19 protein-coding genes, 1 rRNA gene and 1 pseudogene are annotated in these 23,092 nt (G+C 76.2%); 3 read left to right on the plus strand and 18 right to left on the minus strand.

Annotated elements, in window-relative coordinates; genetic code table 11:
- Nucleotides 1-163: 163 nt before the first annotated feature.
- Together ABGB16_RS25215 and ald are read right to left on the minus strand one after the other, a co-directional pair.
- Nucleotides 164-1,171: a site-specific tyrosine recombinase XerD gene (locus ABGB16_RS25215; protein WP_347670584.1), complete on the minus strand. Its 1,008-nt coding sequence runs from the start codon at nt 1,169-1,171 to the stop codon at nt 164-166.
- Nucleotides 1,168-2,283: an alanine dehydrogenase gene (gene ald / locus ABGB16_RS25220; protein ID WP_347670566.1), complete on the minus strand. Its 1,116-nt coding sequence runs from the start codon at nt 2,281-2,283 to the stop codon at nt 1,168-1,170. The genes ABGB16_RS25215 and ald overlap by 4 nt, the downstream gene beginning before the upstream one ends.
- A gap of 224 nt (nt 2,284-2,507) precedes the next feature.
- On the opposite strand from ald, the gene ABGB16_RS25225 reads away from it, so the two are divergent.
- Complete coding sequence (locus tag ABGB16_RS25225; protein ID WP_347670585.1) at nt 2,508-2,822, plus strand: TM2 domain-containing protein; 315 nt, start codon at nt 2,508-2,510, stop codon at nt 2,820-2,822.
- Nucleotides 2,823-2,899: 77 nt separating this feature from the next.
- On the opposite strand, the gene ABGB16_RS25230 is transcribed toward ABGB16_RS25225, so the two are convergent.
- The 13 genes and pseudogenes from ABGB16_RS25230 to ABGB16_RS25290 all read right to left on the minus strand — a co-directional run bounded on the left by ABGB16_RS25230 (nt 2,900) and on the right by ABGB16_RS25290 (nt 18,835).
- Nucleotides 2,900-3,505: an NUDIX hydrolase gene (locus tag ABGB16_RS25230; RefSeq protein WP_347670567.1), complete on the minus strand. Its 606-nt coding sequence runs from the start codon at nt 3,503-3,505 to the stop codon at nt 2,900-2,902.
- Nucleotides 3,502-5,232 (minus strand): CTP synthase, encoded by a 1,731-nt coding sequence (locus ABGB16_RS25235; protein ID WP_347670568.1) that lies wholly within the window; start codon nt 5,230-5,232, stop codon nt 3,502-3,504. The genes ABGB16_RS25230 and ABGB16_RS25235 overlap by 4 nt, the downstream gene beginning before the upstream one ends.
- Nucleotides 5,233-5,536: 304 nt before the next feature.
- On the minus strand, nt 5,537-7,813 hold the full coding sequence (locus tag ABGB16_RS25240; RefSeq protein ID WP_347670569.1) for a hypothetical protein: 2,277 nt from the start codon (nt 7,811-7,813) through the stop codon (nt 5,537-5,539).
- Between the two features lie 212 nt (nt 7,814-8,025).
- Nucleotides 8,026-9,147 (minus strand): annotated as a pseudogene (locus ABGB16_RS25245) (glycosyltransferase family 4 protein); the annotation flags it as partial.
- 46 nt (nt 9,148-9,193) lie between these two features.
- Nucleotides 9,194-10,885, minus strand: coding sequence for a lipid II flippase MurJ (locus ABGB16_RS25250; protein ID WP_347670570.1), 1,692 nt, complete (start codon nt 10,883-10,885; stop codon nt 9,194-9,196).
- A 1-nt stretch (nt 10,886) separates the two neighbouring features.
- The gene (locus tag ABGB16_RS25255) at nt 10,887-11,753 is read right to left on the minus strand and encodes a hypothetical protein (RefSeq protein ID WP_347670586.1); all 867 of its coding nucleotides are present in this window, start codon (nt 11,751-11,753) and stop codon (nt 10,887-10,889) included.
- Nucleotides 11,754-11,824: 71 nt separating this feature from the next.
- On the minus strand, nt 11,825-12,763 hold the full coding sequence (locus ABGB16_RS25260) for a copper transporter (protein ID WP_347670571.1): 939 nt from the start codon (nt 12,761-12,763) through the stop codon (nt 11,825-11,827).
- Nucleotides 12,764-12,794: 31 nt separating this feature from the next.
- Nucleotides 12,795-13,973: a putative cytokinetic ring protein SteA gene (steA, locus tag ABGB16_RS25265; RefSeq protein WP_347670572.1), complete on the minus strand. Its 1,179-nt coding sequence runs from the start codon at nt 13,971-13,973 to the stop codon at nt 12,795-12,797.
- A gap of 121 nt (nt 13,974-14,094) precedes the next feature.
- Nucleotides 14,095-15,852 carry a DNA repair protein RecN gene (gene recN, locus ABGB16_RS25270; RefSeq protein ID WP_347670573.1) on the minus strand — a complete coding sequence of 586 codons (1,758 nt, stop codon included), beginning with the start codon at nt 15,850-15,852 and terminating at the stop codon, nt 14,095-14,097.
- 151 nt (nt 15,853-16,003) lie between these two features.
- Nucleotides 16,004-16,888, minus strand: coding sequence for an NAD kinase (locus ABGB16_RS25275; RefSeq protein ID WP_347670574.1), 885 nt, complete (start codon nt 16,886-16,888; stop codon nt 16,004-16,006).
- Nucleotides 16,889-17,108: 220 nt separating this feature from the next.
- A complete protein-coding gene (locus tag ABGB16_RS25280; RefSeq protein WP_347670575.1) occupies nt 17,109-17,969 on the minus strand; it encodes a TlyA family RNA methyltransferase in 861 nt (286 codons plus the stop codon).
- A 19-nt stretch (nt 17,970-17,988) separates the two neighbouring features.
- On the minus strand, nt 17,989-18,237 hold the full coding sequence (locus ABGB16_RS25285; RefSeq protein ID WP_347670576.1) for a hypothetical protein: 249 nt from the start codon (nt 18,235-18,237) through the stop codon (nt 17,989-17,991).
- Between the two features lie 28 nt (nt 18,238-18,265).
- Nucleotides 18,266-18,835 carry a hypothetical protein gene (locus tag ABGB16_RS25290; protein WP_347670577.1) on the minus strand — a complete coding sequence of 190 codons (570 nt, stop codon included), beginning with the start codon at nt 18,833-18,835 and terminating at the stop codon, nt 18,266-18,268.
- 111 nt (nt 18,836-18,946) lie between these two features.
- Between ABGB16_RS25290 and ABGB16_RS25295 the strand changes: the two genes are divergently transcribed.
- Entirely contained in the window at nt 18,947-19,285 is a 339-nt protein-coding gene (locus ABGB16_RS25295) for an SCP2 sterol-binding domain-containing protein (protein ID WP_347670578.1), read from the plus strand.
- 99 nt (nt 19,286-19,384) lie between these two features.
- Here the strand turns inward: ABGB16_RS25295 and ABGB16_RS25300 are convergent, their stop codons facing one another.
- Complete coding sequence (locus ABGB16_RS25300; protein WP_347670579.1) at nt 19,385-20,404, minus strand: HAD-IIA family hydrolase; 1,020 nt, start codon at nt 20,402-20,404, stop codon at nt 19,385-19,387.
- Nucleotides 20,401-21,369 (minus strand): Replicase polyprotein 1ab, encoded by a 969-nt coding sequence (locus tag ABGB16_RS25305; RefSeq protein WP_347670587.1) that lies wholly within the window; start codon nt 21,367-21,369, stop codon nt 20,401-20,403. The genes ABGB16_RS25300 and ABGB16_RS25305 overlap by 4 nt, the downstream gene beginning before the upstream one ends.
- Between ABGB16_RS25305 and ABGB16_RS25310 the strand changes: the two genes are divergently transcribed.
- The gene (locus ABGB16_RS25310; RefSeq protein WP_347670580.1) at nt 21,328-22,875 is read left to right on the plus strand and encodes a hypothetical protein; all 1,548 of its coding nucleotides are present in this window, start codon (nt 21,328-21,330) and stop codon (nt 22,873-22,875) included. The genes ABGB16_RS25305 and ABGB16_RS25310 overlap by 42 nt on opposite strands.
- A gap of 90 nt (nt 22,876-22,965) precedes the next feature.
- Here ABGB16_RS25310 and rrf read toward each other — a convergent pair.
- Nucleotides 22,966-23,082: ribosomal RNA gene (gene rrf, locus ABGB16_RS25315) — 5S ribosomal RNA — on the minus strand.
- Between the last annotated feature and the right edge of the window lie 10 nt (nt 23,083-23,092).

The raw sequence follows: 23,092 nt of genomic DNA on the forward strand, positions 1-23,092 counted from the left end.
ACCCGGTCCGCTTCGCTCCGCCAGGCCCGCGCCATGCCGACTGTACGCCACCGGCGAGCAGCGCGTTCGGCAGCCGTGCGGCGTGTCGGCCGCCTGCCTGGCCGGGGCCGGTGCGCCGGCCCGGGCGGGGCGGGGCGGACCGGGACCGCCGGGGCGCGCGGGCTCAGCCGCGGGCGCGGGGATGGGCGGTAGCGTACACCTCGCGCAGCCGCTCCACGGTGACCAATGTGTACACCTGGGTGGTGGTCACCGAGGCGTGGCCGAGCAGTTCCTGCACGACCCGCACGTCGGCGCCGCCGTCGAGCAGGTGGGTGGCGTACGAGTGCCGCAGGGTGTGCGGGGAGACCGCGCCGGGACCGTCCACCGGCAGTCCGGCCCGCTCGGCGGCCCGGCGCAGGATCGTCCACGCGCCCTGCCGGGTCAGCGCGCCGCCGCGGGCGTTGACGAAGACCGCCGGGGTGCCCCGGCCGGCGGCGACCAGGGCGGGCCGGCCGCGTACCAGCCAGGCGCCCAGCGCCTCGACGGCGTACCCGCCGATCGGCACGAGTCGGGTGCGCCCGCCCTTGCCCCGCAGCAGCGCCGTCCCCTCGCCGGTGTCCAGGTCGTCGACGGCGGCGCCGACGGCCTCGGAGATGCGCGCCCCGGTGCCGTACAGGAACTCCAGCAACGCCCGGTCGCGCAGCGCGAGCGGCGCGGCGTCGCCGGCGGCGGTCAGCGGCCCGGCGGTCTCCAGCAGCCGCACCACCTGGTCGACGGCGAGCGCCCGGGGCAGCCGGCGCGGCGGGACGGGCGGGCGGACGTCGCGGCTGGGGTCGCCGCCGGCCAGGCCCTCGCGCACGGCGAAGCGGTGCAGGCCGCGCACGGCGCTGGCGGCCCGGGCGGCCGAGGAGACCGCGAGCGGCGGGTGGCCGTCGGAGCCGGCGCGCAGCCGGGCCAGGTGCGCCTCGACCTGGGCGGCGTCGACGGCGGCCAGGTCGGTGACGCCGGCGGCGGCCAGGGTGGCCAGGTAGCGGTCCAGGTCCCGCCGGTACGACGCGAGGGTGTTGGCGGACAGGCCGCGCTCGACGGTGAGGTGGTCGAGGTAGCCGCGCACGGCACGGCGCAGGGCCGGCGCGGGCTGCCTGCCCGCGCCGGCCCTGTCCGGTGCTCCGGTGCGCGCCTCGTCGGTCAGGCCAGCACCTCGGTCAGCGGCAGGTGGCGCATGCCGTGCGCCTCGGCGACCGGCCCGTACACGACCTGGCCGTCGTGGGTGTTCAGGCCCAGCGCCAGGGCCGGGTCGCGGCGCAGCGCCTCGCGCCAGCCGTGGTTGGCGAGCTCGAGGGCGTACGGCACGGTGACGTTGGTCAGCGCGTACGTGCTGGTGTGCGGCACGGCGCCGGGCATGTTCGCCACGCAGTAGAAGATCGACTCGTGCACCTTGTAGGTCGGCTCGGCGTGCGTGGTCGGGCGGGAGTCCTCGAAGCAGCCCCCCTGGTCGATGGAGATGTCCACCAGCACGCTGCCCGGCTTCATCCGGGAGACCAGCTCGTTGGAGATCAGGGTCGGGGCCTTCGCGCCGGGCACCAGCACCGCGCCGATGACCAGGTCCGCGTCGAGCACGGCCCGCTCGATCTCGTACGCGTTGGAGGCGACCGTCTGCAGGTGGCCCCGGTAGATGGCGTCGGCCTGACGCAGCCGCGCGACGTTCTTGTCCAGCAGCAGCACCTCGGCCTGCAGGCCGAGCGCGATGGCGGCGGCGTTCATGCCGGACACGCCGGCGCCGATGACCACCGTCTTGGCCGCGTACACGCCGGAGACGCCGCCCATCAGGATGCCGCGCCCGCCGCCCTGCCGCTGCAGGTGGTACGCGCCGACCTGCGGGGCGAGCCGGCCGGCCACCTCGGACATCGGGGCGAGCAGCGGCAGCGACCGGTCGGGCAGCTCGACCGTCTCGTACGCGATGCCGGTGACCTTCCGGTCGAGCAGCGCGTCGGTGCACGCCTTGGAGGCGGCCAGGTGCAGGTAGGTGAAGAGCACCTGCCCCTCGCGCATCCGGTGGTACTCCTCGGCGATCGGCTCCTTGACCTTGAGCACCATCTCCGCGGCGTCCCACACCTCGTCCGCCGTGGCCAGGATCTTGGCCCCGGCGGCGGCGAACTCCTCGTCGGTGATGCTCGACCCGGCGCCGGCGCCGGACTCGACGAAGACCTGGTGGCCGCCGCGGGTGAACTCGTTGACGCCCGCCGGCGTGATCGCCACGCGGTACTCGTGGTTCTTGACCTCGCGTGGGATTCCGACCTTCACGTGCAGACCCCTCTCTCCGGGGCCGTCCCACCCCGACTGTCGGTGCGCGCCGGCCCCGTTGCCGCCGCGGTCCACCGGTCCCCGCGGCGGCAGTCTAGGCCCGCCGAATCCGCTGGGCAGCCGACACAGTGACATCCGGTGGCCGGCTGTGCTGACGATGTGTCAGGTATCGACCGGGCCGGCGGTGGAGAGCGCCTCAGCCGTCAGGACACTGTTCGTCCCCCATCGTCCCACCTGGGGGACCCTGCTGCGGACAGGATCGCCGGAGATCACTAGGGTGTCGCCCCATGAGCACTCCTTACCAGCAGTACCCGCAGGGCGTGTCCGACAAGAGCAAGATGGTGGCGGGCATCCTCGGCATCCTGCTCGGCGGCTTCGGCGTCGGGCGGTTCTACATGGGGCACACCAAGATCGGCGTCCTGCAGCTCGTGGTGACCTTCGTGACCTGCGGCTTCGGCGCCCTCTGGGGCACCATCGACGGCATCCTGATCCTGGTCAACGGCGGCGTCGACGGTCAGGGTCGCCCGCTGCGCGACTGACAACCCGAGACGACACGAGGGGCCGTGCCTGCGCACGGCCCCTCGTCGTCGTACCCCCTCGGCGCGCCGCGCCCCGGTCAGCGCGGCAGCGGCGCGTCCGGGCGGCGCAGCGCCGACCAGCCGGCGTCGCGGGCGCGGGCGGCGGCGAGCAGCCCGGCCACGGCGGACGCGTTGGTGATCTCGCCGTCCAGGACCATCCGGACCGCCTCGTCCAGGTCGACCCGGACCACCTGGAGGTCCGCCTCCTCCTCGCTGCGCTCGTGGCGCTGGTCGACCGGCACGTCGGCCAGGTCGCGGGCCAGGAACACCCGGACCACCTCGTCGGAGAAGCCCGGCGAGCTGTGCAGGTCGACCAGCACGTCGATGGAACCGGCGGTGAGGTCGGCCTCCTCGGCCAGTTCCCTGGCCGCCGCGGCGGCCAGGTCCTCCCCGGAGACGTCCATCAGCCCGGCCGGCAGCTCCCACAGGCGCCTGCCGACGGGGTGTCGGTACTGCCGGACGAGGACCACCTGGCCGGCGTCGTCGAGCGCCACGACGGCGACCGCGCCGACGTGCCGGACGTAGTCGCGCGCGGACGTGCCGCCGCCCGGCATGGTGACCTCGTCGGTCACCACGGAGAAGATCTTCCCGGCGTAGCGTTCCCGCCGCCCGGCCACCTCGTAGCGGTGCTCCACGGCGCTCACGAGGCCGACCCCGCCTTCGCGACCGCCGCGCCGCGCGGCGCCGCCGCGCCGTCGAGGTCCACGGGAAGCTGGTCGGCCTCGGAGTACGCCACCGCGGCGGCCACGAACGCGGCGAACAGCGGGTGCGGGCGGGTCGGGCGGCTCTTCAGCTCGGGGTGCGCCTGGGTGGCCACGAAGAACGGGTGCAGGTCGCGGTCCAGCTCGACGAACTCGACGAGCCGGCCGTCCGGGGACGTGCCGGAGATGTGCAGCCCGGCCTTGGTGAGCTGGTCGCGGTAGGCGTTGTTCACCTCGTACCGGTGCCGGTGCCGCTCGCTGACCTCCGTGCTGCCGTACGCCTCGGCGACGATCGACCCCGCGGCCAGCGTCGCCGGGTACGCCCCGAGCCGCATGGTGCCGCCCAGATCGCCCTTGCCGGCGACGATGTCCTCCTGGTCGGCCATGGTGGCGATGACCGGGTGGACGGCCTCCTCGTCGAACTCCAGCGAGTTCGCGCCGTCCAGGCCGGCCAGGTGTCGGGCCACCTCGATCGTCATGCACTGCAGGCCGAGGCAGAGGCCGAGCAGCGGCACGCCGTTCTCCCGGGCGTACCGGGCGGCGCCGATCTTGCCCTCGATGCCGCGCACGCCGAACCCGCCGGGGATGACGATGCCGTCCGCGCCGCCCAGGGCCGCCGTGGCGCCGGCCGGGGTGACGCAGTCGTCGCTGGGCACCCAGCGCAGCTGCACCCGGGCCCGGTGGCCGAAGCCGGCGGCCCGGATCGCCTCGCTGACCGACAGGTACGCGTCGGGCAGGTCGACGTACTTGCCGACCACCGCCACGGTGACGGTGTGGCGGGGCTGGTGCACCCGGTCGAGCAGGTCGTCCCAGCGGCTCCAGTCCACGTCGCGGAAGGACAGGCCGAGCCGGCGCACCACGTACGCGTCCAGGCCCTCGCGGTGCAGCACCTTCGGGATGTCGTAGATGCTCGGGGCGTCCGGGGCGGCGGTGACGGCCTCCCGGTCGACGTCGCAGTAGAGGGACAGCTTCTCCTTGACCTTGTCCGGGATCTCCCGGTCGCAGCGCAGCACGAGCGCGTCGGGCTGGATGCCGATGCTGCGCAGCTGCGCCACCGAGTGCTGGGTCGGCTTGGTCTTCAGCTCCCCGGACGGGGCCAGGTACGGCACGAGCGAGACGTGCAGGTAGAAGCAGTTGTCCCGGCCGAGGTCGTGGCGGACCTGGCGGATCGCCTCCAGGAACGGCAGGGACTCGATGTCGCCGACCGTGCCGCCGACCTCGGTGATCACCACGTCCGGCACCTGGCCGTCGGCGTCGGGGTCCGCCATGCCGAGGATGCGGGACTTGATCTCGTTGGTGATGTGCGGGATCACCTGCACCGTGTCGCCCAGATACTCGCCGCGCCGCTCCTTGGCGATCACGTCGGAGTAGATCTGGCCGGTGGTCACGTTCGCCTTGCCGGAGAGCGCCCGGTCCAGGAACCGCTCGTAGTGCCCGACGTCCAGGTCGGTCTCGGCGCCGTCCTCGGTGACGAAGACCTCGCCGTGCTGGAACGGGTTCATCGTCCCCGGGTCGACGTTGAGGTAGGGGTCGAGCTTCTGCATGACCACACGCAGCCCACGTGCGGTCAGGAGATTGCCGAGGCTGGAGGCGGTGAGGCCCTTACCCAGCGAGGAGGCCACGCCCCCGGTGACGAAAATGTGCCTGGTCGTCCGTGCTGTAGGGGCCAAGGCCTGCTCCCGTGTCGTCCGTCGCGGTCGTGCAGACCGCCGTGCCGATCAGCAGAGTGATCACGCGATCCACGGGATTCCACGCTAACACCTCCCCGGCCCGGGGCCGCAGGCCGCACCCGGGGTCGCCCGGCCGGGACGCCGGGCGGTCAGGCCCTCGCGACCTCGGTCGACGCGCCCGCGGCCCGGTCCGGCGCGGCGTCGCCGCCGTCGTCGGCGGGGGCGCCGGGGGCGCCGGGGCGCCGGGGCGCCGGCAGCGTCGGCCGCCGGCGTGGCGGTGCCGCCGGACAGCGAGGCGGGGGTGTCAGCGGCCCCGCGCGGCGGCAGCCGGGGTGGCGCCACGGTCGGCCGGGGTGGCGTCGTCGGCCGCCGCCCTGCCGGGCGCGCGGTCGGCCGGCGCCGCCGTCGCGTCACCGCCTCCGGGGGTGGGCGGCGACCCCTCGTACCCGGCGCCGGGCCGGTCGGCGGCGGGGTGGCCGTCACCGGGGCGGGTCCGGTCGGTGGAGTGGTCGAGCACCCGCAGCGCCGCCAGCGCCGCCATGGGCACCACCAGCGCCCCGGCCGAGCCGGCGACGTCCAGCGCCGAGCCGCCGAGCACCCCGCCGATCCCGGCCGCCACCGCCGTGCCGGCCATCGCCGCCCGCATCGTCGGGTAGATGCCGAACAGCCGCATCAGCCCACCCCAGGGCCGCAGCAGGGCGAACCAGACCAGCAGCGCCCCGGCCAACGCCAGCAGGGTGAGCGGGCTGTTGACCAGCGTCTCCACGTTGGCGGTGCTGGAGCGGTGGACGGTCAGACCGCCGGTGCCGTCGCCGACGGCGGCCAGGAAGCGGCCGAGGCTGCCGCGTTCGGGGGCGGGCCGGCGCAGGTCGACCACGGCGAAGCCGACCATCACCGCCAACCCGGCCATGGCCGCCCAGGCCAGCCTGCTGACCGTCAGCCAGCCGCCGGTGCTGATCGCGGCGGCCACGCTCACCCCGGCGGTCAGCGCGATCGCGCCGATCGAGTCGGCGCCCAGGTACGGGCTGCCGACCACGAGCACGGCGGCCCCGCCGACGGCGACCACCGCGACGGGGCGCCACTCCCGGCGTACCCGTCGGGCCAGCCAGCCGGCGCTGAGCAGCGCCCCGGCGGCGAACACGCCGAGCCCGACGGTGCCCAGCCCGGCGTACCGGCCGCCCTCCAGGGCCGAATAGCCCACCACCCCGTTGAGCTGCAGCCGGGCGCCGGTGAGCACGTCCGCGGCGACCACGAGGGTGGCCAGGGCCGCGACGGCGCCGAGCGGCCCGAGCGTCGAGCCGTACCCGGGGGTGAACCGGACGGCGGCGGTCGCCCCGACCACCAGGAGCGCCGTCACGGTGGCGAACCACCAGCCCGCGTGCGTACCGCGCCACCACGGCACGGCGTCGGCGAGCAGGGCCGCCGGCACCGCCAGGGCGGCGCCGACCAGCAGCAGCTCCACCACCGCCACGACCCGCCGCGACACCGGGGCCGGGCCGACCGGGCCGGCGTGCCGGCGGGCGCGGCGCAGCAGCGGCAGCACCGCCACCGCGAGCAGCACCTGCGCGACGGTGAGCAGGGCGAAGAACCAGCCGGCCACCCGGCGCTGGGCGCCGGCCTCCCGGTCGGCGTCGGCCGTCGCGGCGATCGCCGCGGGCAGATCCGCCGGACGGCCGGCCACGGCCACGGCGGGCCGGCCGAGGAAGAGCCGCTCGGGCATCGGCCGGCCGAGCGCGGCGAGGGCGGTCGGCGCCAGGTCGACCAGTTGCAGGTATCCCTCGCGGCCGGTGCTGGGCGAGGTGAGCCAGCCGCGCTCCCAGCCCGGGCCGTCGGCGACCGCGACGTGCAGCCGGGACGGCAGATCGGTGTCGGAGACCCCGGCGACCAGCACGAGGGAGTTCGGCGGGCGGGCGGCGAGCACCCGGGCCAGCTCGGCGTCGGCCCGCCGGGCCTGCGCCGCCCGGGCAGCCGGGTCCTCGCCGGCGACGGTGCCGAGGTCGACGATGCTCAGGACGCAGGAGCCGAGCAGCGGGGCCGGGTCCGCGGGCAGCCCCGGGGCGTACCGGTCGACGCGGCCGAACGGGCGGGCGGCCGCCACCGCCGCGCCGGGGCCCACCGCCACCGAGCAGCGCACCGACTCCGACAGCGAGCCCGGCACCGTGCCCCACGGCAGGCGCTGCTGGTTGTGCTGCACGACGCTCTCCTGGTCGGGCAGGTTCGCGCCGATGCCGTCCGGCTGCTCGACGGTCACCGCCGCGGCCGGGCAACCAGCCGCGGCGCGGCTGCCGTTCCAGGCGGCGAAGTTGCCGGCCCCGAGAGTCAGCCAGCCGTCGACGGGACACGTCGGCCGGTGCGCCGAGCGGACCGACAGCGAGCCGATCGAGCCCTGCCGGGCCAGGGCCCACAGGGTCGGGGTGTCGCGCTGGTCGACGTCGTCCCAGCGCAGTCCGGTCACCCCAGCCAGCACCACGAAGTCGGCGGTGCGGCGCGGGGCGGCCCTGTCGGGCCGGGCGGCGAGGGCGGTGACGCCGAACGCCACGACCAGGAGGGTGAGCAGGACCGGCGTCAGTCGGCGCAGCATCAGGGGCGTCCCGTCGAGGGGGCGTCGGCGTCGGGATCGCCGGTCTCGGAGCCCGCGGCGGCCGAGGCGGCGGACCCGGCGGCGGCCGAGGCGGGGGCGGTGCCGCGGGCGGCGGGCCCGGCGGCGGCCGAGGCGGCGGACCCGGCGGCGGCCGAGGCGGGGGCGGTGCCGCGGGCGGCGGGCCCGGCGGGGGCGGTGTCACGGGCGGCGGGCCCTGCGGCGGCGGGGGCCAGCTCCGCGTAGAGCGCGGCCAGCTGCGCGACCGTCTCGGCCTCGGTGGGCCAGGTCGCCGCCCGCACGGCGCCGCGCCCGGCCAGCTCGGCCCGGCGGGGCTCGTCGTCGAGCAGCTCGCGCACGGCCGCGTCGACGGCGTCCACGTCGCCAGGGGGCACCAGCACGGCGGCGTCGCCGACCAGCTCCGGCAGCCCGCCGACGGCGGTCGCCACCAGCGGCACGCCGGCCCGCAGCGCCTCCTGGGCGAACAGCTGGCGGGCCTCCCAGTCGCTGGTCACCACGGCCAGGTCCGCGCCGGCGAGCAGGTCGGCCACGTCGGTGCGGTGGCCGAGCAGGGTGACCGGGGCCCGGGCGGCGGAGATCCGGGCGGCCAACGCCAGGTACGCGGGCCCGCTGCCGGCGATCACCACGACCGGGGACGGGGTACGGCCGCGCCACCGGGCGGCGGCGTCGACCAGCACGTCGTACCGCTTCTGCGGGTGCAGCCGTCCCACGGACAGGATCAGCGGCTGGCCGGGGGCCGCCCCGAACTCGGCCCGGACGGCGGCGCGGCGGCGACGCGGCGCGGGCAGGGCCGGCGCGGCGACCGGGGCGAGCCGGGCGTCGGCGGCGCCGAGCACCGCGGCTCGCTGCACGAGGTCGGCGGAGGCGCCCAGGGCGACCCGGACGGACCGGGCGACGACGCGTTCGGCGAGCCGGGACAGCCCGCCGCGCAGGCCGCGGGCGAGGACCGCGTTGTGCCAGGTGACCACCAGCGGGACCGCCGGCCGGGCGAGGACGGCGACCAGCCCGGCGCGCAGCCCGTGGGCGTGCACCACGTCGACCGGCTCGTCGGCCAGTACGCGTCGCAGCGCGGCGACGGCCCGGGCGTCGGCCGGGGTGGGGCTGGCCGGGATCTCGACGGGCCGGAACCGGGCACCGGCGCCGGCGAAGTCGAACTGTTCCTGGGTGGCGGCCGGGCCGCAGACCAGCACCGAGGCGCCCGCTTCGGCGAGCCCCCGGGCGAGGTAGCGGATGTGCTGGCCGACGCCGCCGGTGCTGGAGCCGAGCACCAGCGCCACCGTGCCGGGCCAGCGGACGGCTCCCGTGGCGTCGGTCACCGCGACCACCTCCGGTCCGTCGTCGGTCGGTCGGTCGTCGTCGCGCTCACCCCGACACCGTCTCCTTCCCGTCGCCCCGTTCCGTACCGATCGGGTCCTCCCGCCGCGGCCCCTCGCCCCGCCCGGATCCTCGGCCCGCGCGGCCGAGACGGCGGCGCACGGCGGCGAGCAGCGGCCGCACGTCCCGGGGGTCCGCCAGGTACGCCACGGCGAGGAACGCCACGCCGACCGCGGCTGCCGACAGCATGCCCTGCACGGCCGCCGCGGGTCTCGTCGGGGTGCCGGCCCCGGCGAGCCAGCCCGCGGTGGCGGCCCCGGCGAGCGCGGCGAGCGCCCCGGCCAGCAGCCCGGCCGCACCGGCGCGGGCGGCGCCGGCCAGCGCCGCCGGGCCGGCCACCCGGCGCACGGCGAGGACCAGCAGGGCGCCGAGCAGCAGCATCCCGACCGAGTTCGCGAGGGTGACCGCGAGCACCCGGTCGGCGCGGGGCAGCAGCGCCGCCAGGGGCGCGACGGCCACCGGTACCGCGAGCCAGCCGACGGTGATCGCCAGGGTCGCCGGCCGGGTGTCGCCCCGGGCGTACAGGGCGCGGGAGAGCACCGCGAACAGGCCGTAGCCGAGCAGCCCCGGGGCGAAGCCGGCGATCGCGGCGGCCACCGGGGCGGGATCGTCGGCGTAGAAGAACGCCGCGACCGGCGCGGCGGTGCCGGCCAGCGCCGCCGCGCCGAGGCAGCTGAACAGCAACACGCCCCGGGCGGTCGAGGCCAGGGTACGCCCGTACGCGGCCTCGTCGCCGGCCGCCGACGCGGCCGCGAGCGCCGGGTACGCGGCCACGGCGAGCGGCACGGCCAGCACCGCCCAGGGCAGCAGATACATCGTCTGGGCCACGTTGAACACCTGCGGCGAGCCGGTGGGCCCGCCCGAGACGCTCTTGATGATCACCGCCAGGGCGATCTGCTGGGCGGTGACGGTCACCGCCCCGGCCACGGCCAGGCCGCCGATGCGGGCGCGGGCGTCGGCGGGGAAGCCGTACCCGGGGCGCAGCCGCAGGCCCAGCCGGCGCAGCGGGACCAGCAGGGACAGCGACAGCACCACCACACCGAGGGTGGTGCCCGCGGAGAGGATCAGCTCCCCGCCCCGGCTCACCTCGGCGATCGTGGCCCCGCGCCCCTCCGCCCCGTCGAAGGCCAGGTACACCGCGATGACGGTGACGCTGGACAGCAGCGGCGCGATGACGGGCCAGGCGAACCGGCGGTGCGCCTGGAGCACCCCGGTGAGCACGATGCCGATCCCGTACAGCGGCAGCTGGGGGGCGAAGACGCGCAGCATCCGGGCGCCGGCCGCCAGCTCCGCCGGGCTGCGGCCGGAGCTGATCGCCTCGACGATCGGGCCGGCCAGCAGCCCGACCACCACCGCCAGCGGCACCAGCAGGGTCAGCGTCCAGGTCAACAGGGCCCCGGTGGTGGCGCCCACCGCCCGCCGGTCGCCCGCCGCGACCGGCCCGGCCAGCAGCGGTACGACGAGACTGGCCAGCGCCCCGCCGGCCACGATCTCGAAGATGATGTTGGGCACGGTGTTCGCGACGACGTACATGCCGCCGAGGTCGCTGCGCTCCACCACCCAGGTGAACACGACGGTGCGCCCGAAGCCGGCGAGCCGGCTGAGCACGGTGAGCACGGCGATGAGCGCGGCCGCTCCGGCGACGCGCCCGGCGCCGGCGAGGGGTGCCGGTTTCTTCACGTCAGTCGGTTCGCCGGCCCAGCTCGTCGAGCTCCCGCAGGCCGGGGGTGGCCTGGATGACCTGGGTGAAGCTGACCTTCTCGCTGGCCGCGGTGAGCCCGGCCAGCACGGCGAGCGCGGCGGCCCGGCCGAGCGGCCCGGTGCGGGCGGCCAGCGCCACGCCGAGCACCGCGCCGAGCGCGTTGGCCCCGCTGTCGCCGACCATCACCTGCTCGTCGAGGTCGTCGGGGAGCAGCCCGGCGGCGGCGCCCACCGCGCCGGCGGCGATCCCGCCGTGGGGGCCCCGGGTCAGCGGGGCGCCCAGCAGCAGGCCGGACTTCAGCGCCCGCCCCGGGCGCAGGTCCAGCAGGTTGAGCAGATTGGCGGTGCCGGCGACCACCCCGGCGCCGAGCAGCACGTCCACGGTGCGGCCCAGGGGGCCCTGGCGCCGCCGGCGGGGATGCGCGGCGACCGTGGGGTCGGCGGCCAGCAGCGCGGCGGCGCCGAGGCCGGCCGCGCCCACCCCGGCGATCTTGACGAGGCCGGCGGTGACCCGACCCTCGCGCAGCGCGGCGAGGTGGCCGGCGAAGCCCTTGGCCGTCTTCTGCTCGGGCCGGGCGCCCACCACGTCGTCGTAGAGCCCGACCGCGCCCCCGCCGAGGCCGGCGACGAGCGCGGCGGCGCCGGCGGCCGGCCCGGACGCGCCGAGCGCGCCGGCCGCGGCGGCGCCGGCGGCCAGCGCCGGCCCGGCGGCCAGGGTGACGGTGCGGCCCCGGAAGTTGGTGCGCTCCAACGCCGGGGCGGCCGGTGCGGTGCGCACCTGGCGCAGGGCGTACCGGGCGGCGGCGGCGCCGGCCCCGACGATCAACAGGCGGCCCAGCAGGCTCATTGCGGTCACCCCGTTCGGCACGCCCCACGGGCGACGGTCGGCAATGTCGGACATCCAGGCGGATCGTTCGCTCACTGGGGCAGTTTAGGCAGCAGGGAGGCTGCGTTGTCGCCCACGCCGTACTGACCGGCCTTCTTCTCGGTCAACTGCTGCACCAGCGCCAGGCTCGTGACCACCTGCCCCTGCGCCGTGTTGGCGTCGTCGACGGTGGAGATCGACTGGGACAGCACCGGGTCCCCCCGGACGACCGCCACGACGTTCCCGCCGGTCGAGCCGATGCCAGCCACAACGATCGCGCCGCTGCGGTCGAACTGCTCGGCGACCTTGACGACCGACTGGTCCTTCTTGTCGGAGTCCTTGTCCACGTACGGCTGGCCGCTGACCAGCACGACCGCCTCGGCCGGCCCGGTCACCTTGTCGTCGGTCGTGAGGTACCCCCCGTTGCTGTACGAGGCCAGCACCGCCCTACGGTCGGCCTCGCTGACCGGCTCGACGCCGGGGGCCCGGTCCAGCAGGACGCTGGCGAGCATGGCGCTGGAGGTCTCCACCCCGTGCCCGTTGCCGGGCAGCCCGGACGCGGGGGCGGTCGGCCGGGCCGCGGTGACCGCCAACTCCATGAGGTTGCTGTTGTTCTCCGGGTTGATGAACTTGTCCTGCAGGTCGACGCGGCCGGTGACGGTGACGCCGGCGAGCTGGAGCATCTTGAGCACGCCCTCGGTGTGCTCCCGGCCGCTGGGCAGGGTGAGCAGGACCACCCGGCGGCCGGCGAGCTTGCCCGGCAGGACGACCTGGGCGATCTCCGCGGCGAACTGCTCCTCCATGTCCAGTTCTTTCTGCATGTTGCTGACCTGCTGGCGCATGAGCTGGTTGTCCTTGCTCAGCCCGTCGACCCGCCCCTTGAGCGAGTCGGCCACCGGCCCGTTGAGGGCGGCCGTGCCGACCACCAGGCCGATGGCCAGCGCCAGGAAGACCGCGGTCAGGGACACCACGTGGTAGCGGAAATTGATCACGCTTGCAGCCTCTTGATCGGTCGGTCGGGAGCTAGAAGAGCTGGCCGAGCTGGAACACGAAATTGTTCCACCACTCGCTGACCACGCCCAGGTACGCCTTGCCGACGGTGGAGACCGCCACGGCGGAGGCCATCGCCGCCACCGCGGAGAGGACCAGCAGCAGCAGCGACGAGCCGGAGATGCTCTGCCGGTAGAGCCGGCTCACGCCCTTGGCGTCCACCAGCTTCCCGCCGACCTTGAGCCTGGTGAGGAACGTGGAGGCCATCCCGCCCCGGCCCTTGTCGAGGAACTCGACGAGGGTGGCGTGCGTGCCGACCGCCACCAGCAGGGAGGCGCCCTTCTCGTCGGCGAGCAGCATGGCCAGGTCCTCGCTGGTCGCCGCCGCCGGGAAGGTGATCGCCGACACACCCAACGCGGTCACCCGGGGCAGCCCCGGCGCCCGGCCGTCCGGGTACGCGTGCACGACCACCTCCGCGCCGCAGCGCAGCACGTCGTCGGTGACCGAGTCCATGTCCCCGATGATCATGTCGGGCGTGTAGCCCGCCTCGACCAGCGCGTCGGCGCCGCCGTCCACGCCGATCAGCACCGGCTTGAACTCCCGGATGTACGGGCGCAGCACGTCCAGGTCGGCCTTGTAGTCGTACCCCCGGACCACGATCAGGCAGTGGCGCCCCTGCACCTGCGTCCGGATCTCCGGCACCCCGACGCCGTCGAGGAGCAGGTCGCGCTCCTGCTTGAGGTAGTCCATGGTGTTGGCGGCGAACGCCTCCAACTGCACCGACAGCCCCTCGCGGGCGTCGGCCATGGCCTTGGCCACCGTCTCCGCGTCCTGAAGCGCGCCGTGCGCCACCGGCTCGTCGCCGACGAACACGGTGTTGCCCTCGATCCGGACGACGTCGCCCTCACGGACCCGCTCGAAGATGCCCTCACCCAGGTCGTCCAACAGCGGGATGCCGGCCCCAACCAGGACCTCCGGCCCCAGGTTGGGGTAGCGGCCGGAGATCGACGGCTTCGCGTTGAGCACCCCCCCGACGCCGACCGCCACCAGCGAGTCGGCCGCCACCCGGTCCAGGTCGACGTGGTCGATGATCGCGATGTCGCCGGGGCGCAGCCGACCGACCAGGCGCTTCGTCCGGCGGTCGAGGCGCGCGGTCCCTTGGACTTTGTCCGGTTCCGCGTTCCGGCTCCGGCGCAACGTGGGTAGACGCATCGTGACCATCCTGGCATGTGAGGCAGGTTTTATCTGTCGCGACATGCCTGAGCAGGGCCGCCTACCCAGGGAAGCACACCCGTACGCACACCGGTGTGCGTGCGGTCACAATCGCTCACGGTCAGGGTCGCCGTTCCCGAGCCGCCACGGCCAGAAGCTCCTCGGCGTGGGCGATACCCAGGTCCGAGTCCGGCAAACCCGCCAGCATCCTGGCCAGCTCCCGGGCCCGCTCGGTGTCCTCCACCACCCGCACCCCGCTCGTGGTGACCGCACCGCCGGTGTCCTTCGCCACCACCAGATGCCGGTCGGCGAACGCGGCCACCTGCGGCAGGTGGGTGACCACCAACACCTGGTGGGAGCGGGCCAGCCGGGCCAGCCGGCGGCCGATCTCCACCGCCGCCTGACCGCCGACCCCCGCGTCGACCTCGTCGAAGACCAGGGTGGGCGGGCCGCCGGACCCGGCGAAGACCACCTCGATGGCGAGCATCACCCGGGACAGCTCGCCGCCGGAGGCGCCCCGCTGCAACGGCAGCGCCGGGGCCCCGGGGTGCGCCAGCAGCCGCAGCTCCACCTCGTCGCCGCCGTCCGGGCCGACGCCGACCTCGACGCCGTTGACCGGCAGGCCCGGCTCGGTCCGGCCGGCCGGCCGGGGCAGCACCGCCACCTCCACCCGGGCGTGCGGCATGGCCAGCCCGGCCAGCTCGACGGTGACCTGCTCGGCGAACCGGGTCGCCGCCTCCTGTCGGGAGGCCGACACCCGCCCGGCCAGCTCCGCCACCTCGGTGGCCAGCCGAGACGCCTCCCGGTCCAGCTCGTCGAGCAGCTCGTCCGAGGTGTCCAGGTCGGACAGTCGGGTGCGCGCCCGTTCCGCCCAGGCGATCACCCCGTCGACGTCGTCGGCGTACTTGCGGGTCAGCGCCCGCAGCGCGGCCCGCCGCTCGTAGACGGTCTGCAGCCGCGCGGGATCCGCGTCGAGAGCGTCCAGATAGGTCGACAGCTCGGCGGAGACGTCCGCGACCAGGGTCGCCGCCTCCTCCAGCCGGGCCGCGAGGTCGCCGAGGGACGCGTCGGTGCCGGCCTGCGCCTCCAGGGTGCGGCGGGCCAGCCCGAGCAGGGCGGTCGCGTCCGGCGTCTCGTCGGTCGGTTCGGCACCGCCGGCCACGCACTGGTACGCGGTCTGCGCGGCCGTGCGCAGCCCCTCGGCGTGCTCCAGCCGCTGCGCCTCCGCCCGCAGCTCGTCGTCCTCCCCCGGCTGCGGGTCGACCCGGCTGATCTCGTCCAGCCCCAGCCGCAGCAGGTCGGCCTCCTGGTTGCGCTGCCGGGCGTTGCGCCGCCGGTCGGCCAGGTCGTCGACCACCGCCCGCCACCGCGTGTACGCCTCCCGCAGCGCCTCGAGCAGCTTCTCGTGCTCCGGGCCGGCGAACCGGTCCAGCGCGGCCCGCTGCTCCGCCGGGCGCAGCAGCCGCAGCTGGTCGGACTGGCCGTGCACGGCCACCACCTGCTCGCCGACCTCGCCGAGCATCGCCACCGGCATGCTGCGCCCGCCCACGTGCGCCCGGGAGCGCCCCTCCACCGTCACCGTGCGGCTCAGCAGCAGCGAACCGTCCTCGTCGGGCTCGCCACCGGCGTCCGTCACCCGGGCGTGCACCGCGGCGGCGACCCGCCCGTCGAGTCGCAGCCGCCCCTCGACCACCGCCCGGCCCGGCTCGGCCCGCACCCGACCCGCGTCGGCCCGGCCGCCGAAGAGCAGGCCGAGGCCGGTGACCACCATGGTCTTGCCGGCGCCGGTCTCGCCGGTGATCACGTTCATCCCGCCGGTCAACGGGAGGGTCGTGTCCTCGATGACGCCCAGTCCGGTGATGCGCAGCTCCTCCAGCACAGCACCCGACACTAGACGCGGGCCCCGACAGTTGACCAGCCGGCGCGGCCGGGGTGCGGTGACCGTCGCGCCGTCCGGCCCGCCCGCGCCCGACCCGTGGCGCCGCGGGCCCTGCCCCGTCAGCCCTGGCCGGGCGCCTGGGACAGGCCGGTCACCTGCGTCCGCCCCGCCAGCCGTGCACCGGCAGCCCGAACTTCGCCACCAGCCGGTCGGTGAAGGGCCGGGCCCGCAGCCGCACGACCCGCACCGGCAGGGTGCCCCGGCGCACCGTCACCTGGGCCCCCGGCGGCAGGTCGTAGACGCGCCGCCCGTCGCAGGAGAGCACGGCAAGGGTGGTGAACGGGTCGACCGTGATGGAGAACGTCGAGGTCGGCGCGGTGACCAGCGGCCGGCTGAACAGCGCGTGCGCGCTGATCGGCACCAGCAGCAGCGCCTCCACCTCCGGCCACACCACCGGCCCGCCGCCCGAGAACGCGTACGCCGTGGAGCCCGTCGGGGTGGCGCAGACCACGCCGTCGCAGCCGTACCGGGACAGCGGCCGGCCGTCCACGTCCACGAGCAGCTCCAGCATCTGGGCCCGCTCGCCCTTCTCGACGCTGATCTCGTTGAGCGCCCACGACTCGATGGTCGGGCCGCCCTCGAACTCCGCGGTGACGTCGAGGGTCAGCCGCTCGTCCACGGTGTAGTTGCGCCCGACCACGTCGCGTACCGCCTCGTCCAGGTCGTCGATCTCCGCCTCGGCGAGGAAGCCGACCTTGCCCAGGTTGATGCCGAGCAGCGGGGCCTTCGCGGGCCGGGCCAGCTCCGCCGCGCGCAGGAACGTGCCATCCCCGCCGAGCGCGAAGACGATCTCCGCCCCCTCGGCGGCCTCCGGGCCCGTCACCGGCACCACGCCGGGCAGGTCCAGGTCCTCCGCCTCCTCGGCCACCACCCGCACCTCGAACCCGGCGCCGATGAGGTCGGCCGCGACCGCCCGGGCATGCTCGGTGCTGCGGCGCCGGCCGGTGTGCGTCACCAGCAGCGCGGTACGGCTCACCGGGTCCGCCTTCCGTTCGCGACTGCGGGGCTCGCAAGCTCTCTCCTCGCGCTCACCCAGCCAGCCTTCCGTTCGCGACTGCGGGGCTCGCAAGCTCACTCCTCGCGCTCACCCAGCCAGCCTTCCGTTCGCGACTGCGGGGCTCGCAAGCTCACTCCTCGCGCTCACCCAGCCAGCCTTCCGTTCACGATTGCGGGGCTCACAAGCTCACTCCTCGCGCTCACCCTGCCACCTCCTCCGGGGCCGTTTCCGGCGCGTCTCCGGACGGGATCGGACCCTGCGGGCCGGCCGCCACGACTGCCCGCACCCGCTCCGGGTCGACCGCCGCCGCGTCCCGGCGTAACCATACGAAGAACTCCACGTTCCCGCTGGGGCCCGGCAGCGGGCTGGCCGTCACGTCGGCCAGGCCCAGGCCCAGCTCGGCCGCCGCGGCGGCAACGCCGAGCACCGCCTCGGCGCGCAGCGCCGGGTCCCGCACCACCCCGCCCGCGCCGACCCGCTCCCTGCCCACCTCGAACTGGGGCTTCACCATGAGCGCCAGGTCGCCGTCGGCCCGCGTGCAGGCGGCCAGGGCCGGCAGCACCAGCCGCAGCGAGATGAACGACAGGTCGGCCACCGTCAGCTCCACCTGCCCGCCGATGCCCTCCGGGGTCAGCGTGCGGACGTTGGTGCGCTCGAGAACCCGTACCCGGTCGTCGTTGCGTAGCGGCCAGGCGAGCTGGCCGTAGCCGACGTCGACGGCGACCACCTCGGCCGCGCCGGCGCGCAGCAGCACGTCGGTGAACCCACCGGTCGAGGCGCCGGCGTCCAGGCAGCGCCGGCCGGCCACGCGCAGCCCGCCCGGGGCGAACGCGGCCAGCGCGCCGGCCAGCTTGTGCCCGCCCCGGGAGACGTACTCGGAGCTGGGGTCGGCGCCCGTCACCAGCAGCGGGTCGGCGGGATCGACCAGCGCGGCGGCCTTGCGGGCCTGGACCCCGCGCAGCTGGACCCGGCCGGCCTCGACCAACGCGGCGGCCTGCTCCCGGGAGCGGGCCAGGCCGCGGCGGACGAGTTCGGCGTCGAGCCGGTTGCGACGTGCCATCGGATGGTTCTCCGGTCGGTCAGGACTGGTCGATGGTGGCGAGGGTCTCCCGCAGCGTCTGGTACGCCGCCTCGTACTGCGGGATCTGGTCGGCCGGCGACAGCGCCTCGGCGTTCGCCATGGCCCGCACAGCGGCGTCGACCGCCGGGTGCCGGGCGTCGTCGACGTCCCCGACGACGGCCGGCCCCGGAGGCGGGGTGGGCCGGGGACCGGGCGGCGGCGCGGGCCGCGCCCCCGGCGGCGGTCCGGGCCGGAACGGCGCGCTCACCGCCCGCCTCCGCCCGCCGCGGGCCCGCTCACGCCGCACCGCCCGGCTGTTGCCCGCGGCCCGGCGCCTTCTTCACCGGCCGGGCCGGCTCCGCCGCGGTGCCCGCGCCCCCGGTACGGCTGACCGTCGCCGGCGGCTTGCGGGCGATCGCCTTCTTCGCCACGGCCTTCTTCGTCACCGCCTTCGTCGGAACCGCGGCGGAGGCGGGTGCCGCGGGCTCCGCGGCCTTCGGCACAGCGGGAGCCGTCGTGGGCCCGCCGGAGGGCGCGGCCCCTGGCCCGTGGGGCGGCGGCGCGGTCCTGGCCTCCCGGAGCTGGCGCTCCAGCTCGCGCACCCGGCGGCTCAGCTCCGCCACCTCGTCGGCCGTGGCCAGCCCCACCGCGCCGAGCGCGCGGTCCACCTCGAGGCGGACCAGCTTGGTCAGCGCCTCCCGGTTGGCCAGGCCGGTCGAGACCAGCTCCTCGGCGAGCGCCTGGAGCTGGGCGGCCGTCGCCCCGCCGGATCCGACCGCCCGGCGCACCACCTCCTGGGCCTTCTTCCGGGGCGCCTCCGTCAGGCCCATGGCCAGTCCGAGGTAGGCGCGCCACGCGTCCTGCATGCCTGAGTCCTTCCACGGGTGGGGTGTGCAGGTGTCACGCTACCGGGCGCCCCGCGCCGCCCATTGCGGTACGGTGCCGGGAAACGGGCGTGGCGTGCGTGAGGAGACGATGTGGCCAGCGTGGACGAGTGCCGGCAGGCGTTGCAGGAACTGGCCGGCCGGCTGGACCGCAACGCCGAGACCGTACGGGAGCGGATCGACCTGGACCGGACCCTGGCCTGCCGGATCACCGACCTGGACGCCGCGTTCCACGGTCGGCTCGCCGACGGGCGCCTGGTCGACCTGACCGACGGCGACGACCCGAAGGCGAAGATCGCCCTGAGCACCAGCAGCGACGACCTGCTCGCCCTCGTCCGCGGTGAGCTGGACATCACCCGCGCGGTCGCGTCCAAGCGGGTCTCGATCAAGGCGAACCCGTTCGACCTGATGAAGCTTCGTAAGCTGCTCTGAGCTCCGCCCGATGGCCGGCCACGGCCCCGCGCCGGGCGTGACCGAGCACGCCGGCCCGGTCGGGGCGGTCAGCCGGCCACGCCGGCGCGGCCGGGACGGTCAGCCGGCCACGCCGAGGGCGGACAGGGCCGCGTCGGCCTCCGGCGAGGCGGGCCGCACCCGCGAGCCGGCCTCGGCGGCCCAGCCGACGGCGCACAGCGCCGCGAGGGCGTCCAGGGTCCGTCCCGCTCCGGCCAGCTCCAGCCCACCGTCGCGCACGGTCGCCTTCCAGCCGCCTGGGACCGCCGCGCCGGGCACCCGGACCACCGCCGCCGGGTCGAACAGCCCGGCCAGGTCGAACGACACGTACGTCGGGCGGCGCTGCGGCGGGGCGGCGAGCAGATCGGGTACGCCGCTGACACCGGTCAGTACCAGCAGGCTGTCGAGGCCCGCACGGCTGGCGCCCTCGATGTCGGTGTCCAACCGGTCGCCCACCACCAGGGCGCGCCCCTGCCCCGCCCGCCGGGCGGCGGTGCCGAACAGCGCCGGCTCGGGCTTGCCGACCACGACGTCCGGCTCCCGGTCCAGGGCGGTCCGCAGCGCGGCGACCAGCGACCCGTTGCCCGGCAGCGGGCCCCGCCCGCTGGGCAGCGTCCGGTCGGTGTTCGTGGCGATCCACAACGCGCCGGCGCGCACCGCCAGACACGCCTCGGCCAGGTCCACCCAGCCCACCTGCGGGCCGTACCCCTGCACCACGGCGGCCGGGGACTCGTCGGCGCGGGACACGGGCCGCAACCCCACGGCGGCGATCTCCGCGCGCAGCGCCTCCGCGCCCACCACCAGCACCGCGGCGCCGGCCGGCAGCCGCTCCCGCAGCAGCTCGGCGGAGGCCGCGGCGGACGTCAGCACCTCCTCCGGGCGGGCGGGCACGCCCATCCCGGTGAGCAGATCGGCGACCTCGCTGGAACGGCGCGAGGCGTTGTTCGTGGCGTAGGCGACGGGCCGCCCCTCCGCGTGCAGCCGGCCGACCGCCTCCGCGGCGCCGGGGATCGGCTGGTCGATCAGGTAGAGCACCCCGTCCAGGTCGAAGACGACCAACGAGTACCCGTCGACCAGCCGGCCCCCGGCGTCCGGCGTCACCGCTGGTCCGCGCCCGAGGAGCGGGACTCGGCACCCTGCTCCGGGTCGCCCGGCTCGGAGCCGCTCGCGTCCGTGGCGCCGGCCGGCTCCGTGTGCGTAGCGACGGCGGCAGCCTCGTCGTCGGTCAGCTCGTCGTCGGCCAGGTCGTCGGCGTACCGGCCGTCCCGGTCATCGTCGTCCTCGCCGCCGGCCGCGGCCGGCCCGTCCGCGGCGTCCAGGACCAGTTCGTCCGGGTCCACGTCGCCGTCGTCCGCCGGACGGTCGGCGAGGTCCGTGAGGTCGACGTCCGGCTCGGCCGGCACGGCGCCCGGGGCGCCCGGCCCGGAGGCGATCTCCTCCGACTCGTCGTCCTCGTCGCCCTCGATCACCACCCCGTCGAGCTCCAGGAGGCGCTCGGCCGCGTCCGTCTCACCCTCGGTGTCGACCTCGGCCGCGCGCGAGAACCACTCCCGGGCCTCCTCGCGCCGGCCCACGGCGAGCAGCGCGTCGGCGTACGCGTACCGGAGCCGGGCGGCCCACGGCTCGGTCGCCTCGCTGGTCAGCTCGCGTACCTGGAGCATGGCCACGGCGGCGTCCTTCTGACCCAGGTCACCGCGCGCCCCGGCGGCCACGATCAGCAGCTCGATCGCGACGGCCTTGTCCAACCGCTCCCGGTCGGCGCCCCGGAACAGGTCGATCGCCCGCTCCGGGCGCCCCAGGGCCCGCTCGCAGTCGGCGAGGACGGCGAGGTGGCTCTGCAACCCGGTCATCCGGTGGTACGTCCGCAGCTCGGCGATCGCCGACTGCCACTCCCCCGCGTGGTACGCGGCCAGCCCGACCGCCTCACGGACCGCGGAGATCCGGGACGCGAGCCGACGGGCGGCCAGCGCGTGGGCCAGTGCCTCCGCCGGGTCCTCGTCGATCAGTTGGCCGGTCGCGACCAGGTGCCGGGCGACGGTCTCCGCCACCGGCTTGGCCAGCGACAGCAGCTCGGCGCGGACGGTCGAGTCCAGGTCGGTCGCGACGATCTCCTCGGGCAACGCCGGAGCCGCCGGCCCACGGTCGGTTTCCGCCTCGGCTCGCTCCCGCCGGTCGCCCGGCGCGCCCTCGCGACGCTCCCCACCGCGGAAGCCGCCCTCACGGCGCTCGCCGCCGAAGCCACCTTCGCGACGCTCCCCACCGCGGAAACCACCGTCACGGCGCTCGCCGCCGCGGAAGCCGCCCTCACGGCGCTCCCCACCGCGGAAACCACCGTCACGGCGCTCGCCGCCGCGGAAACCACCGTCACGACGCTCCCCACCGCGGAAACCACCGTCACGACGCTCGCCGCCGCGGAAGCCACCCTCACGGCGCTCCCCGCCACCGAAGCCGCCCTCACGGTCACCGCCCCGGAAGCCACGCTCGCGGGCGTCGCCCTCCCGGCGGAAGCCACCGTCGCGGCGCTCGCCGCCGAAGCCACCTTCGCGACGCTCCCCACCGCGGAAGCCGCCCTCACGGCGCTCCCCCCCGAAGCCGCCCTCACGGCGGTCGCCGCCGCGGAAGCCGCCCTCACGGCGCTCCCCGCCACGGAAACCGCCCTCACGCTCGCGGAACCCGCCCGGGCGCGACTCACCGTCACGACGGAAACCGCCCTCACGGCGGTCGCCGCCGCGGAAGCCACCCTCACGGCGGTCCCCACCGCGGAAGCCACCCTCACGGTCGCGGAACCCGCCCGGACGCGACTCACCGTCACGACGGAAACCGCCCTCACGGCGCTCGCGGAAACCACCGTCGCGCGGGCCGTCGCCGTCGCGGCGGAAGCCGCCCTCACGCGGGCCCGAGCGGAAGCCACCCTCACGACGGTCACCGCCACGGAAGCCGCTCTCACGGTCGCCGCCGCGGAAGCCGCCCTCGCGACGATCACCGCCGTAGCCACCCTCGCGGCGCTCGCCGCCACGGAAACCACCCTCACGGCGCTCGCCGCCGAAGCCACCCTCGCGACGGTCCCCACCGCGGAAGCCACCCTCACGGCGGTCCCCACCGCGGAAGCCACCCTCACGGTCGCGGAACCCGCCCGGGCGCGACTCACCGTCACGACGGAAACCGCCCTCACGGCGCTCGCGGAAACCACCGTCGCGCGGGCCGTCGCCGTCGCGGCGGAAGCCGCCCTCGCGCGGGCCCGAGCGGAAACCACCCTCACGACGGTCACCGCCACGGAAGTCCCGGCCCTCGCCGCGCGGGCCGCCGCGGAAGCCACCCGCGCGGGTCTCGCCGTCGCGGCCGTAACCACTCCCGGCGGGCCTGGCGTCGTCCCTGAAGCGGGAGCCACCCTCAAAACGGTCACCGCCGCGGTAGCCGCCATCCCGGCCACCGCTGTAACCGTCGCGCTGATCGCGCGACCGGTCGTCGCGGTCGCCCCGGTACGGCGGTCGGTCGTCGCGCCGCGGCGCCGCGCCGCGCCGCTCGGCGCGGTCTTCGTAACGACGGGGACGATCTCCGTCCCGCGGTCCTGAACTCACAGGTACATCCTTCCTGATTGCGCCGCGACCGACGCTACGCAGTCGAGGGCCGACCCTGCTGGGGCGGCCCTCGACTGGAAAGAAGTCCGGCGGTGTCCTACTCTCCCACACCCTCCCGAGTGCAGTACCATCGGCGCTGGAAGGCTTAGCTACCGGGTTCGGAATGTAACCGGGCGTTTCCCCTCCGCCATGACCGCCGTAACACTATCGA

The organism is Micromonospora sp. B11E3 (genome assembly GCF_039871625.1).
GTDB lineage: Bacteria > Actinomycetota > Actinomycetes > Mycobacteriales > Micromonosporaceae > Micromonospora.

What these genes read in the sequence shown, in the direction of transcription:
- ABGB16_RS25240 (WP_347670569.1), bottom strand. Translation starts at nt 7,813, where the DNA reads ATGCTGCGCCGACTGACGCCGGTCCTGCTCACCCTCCTGGTCGTGGCG.
- ABGB16_RS25280 (WP_347670575.1), bottom strand. Translation starts at nt 17,969, where the DNA reads ATGGCACGTCGCAACCGGCTCGACGCCGAACTCGTCCGCCGCGGCCTG.
- ABGB16_RS25255 (WP_347670586.1), bottom strand. Translation starts at nt 11,753, where the DNA reads ATGAGCCTGCTGGGCCGCCTGTTGATCGTCGGGGCCGGCGCCGCCGCC.
- steA (WP_347670572.1), bottom strand. Translation starts at nt 13,973, where the DNA reads ATGCGTCTACCCACGTTGCGCCGGAGCCGGAACGCGGAACCGGACAAA.
- ABGB16_RS25290 (WP_347670577.1), bottom strand. Translation starts at nt 18,835, where the DNA reads ATGCAGGACGCGTGGCGCGCCTACCTCGGACTGGCCATGGGCCTGACG.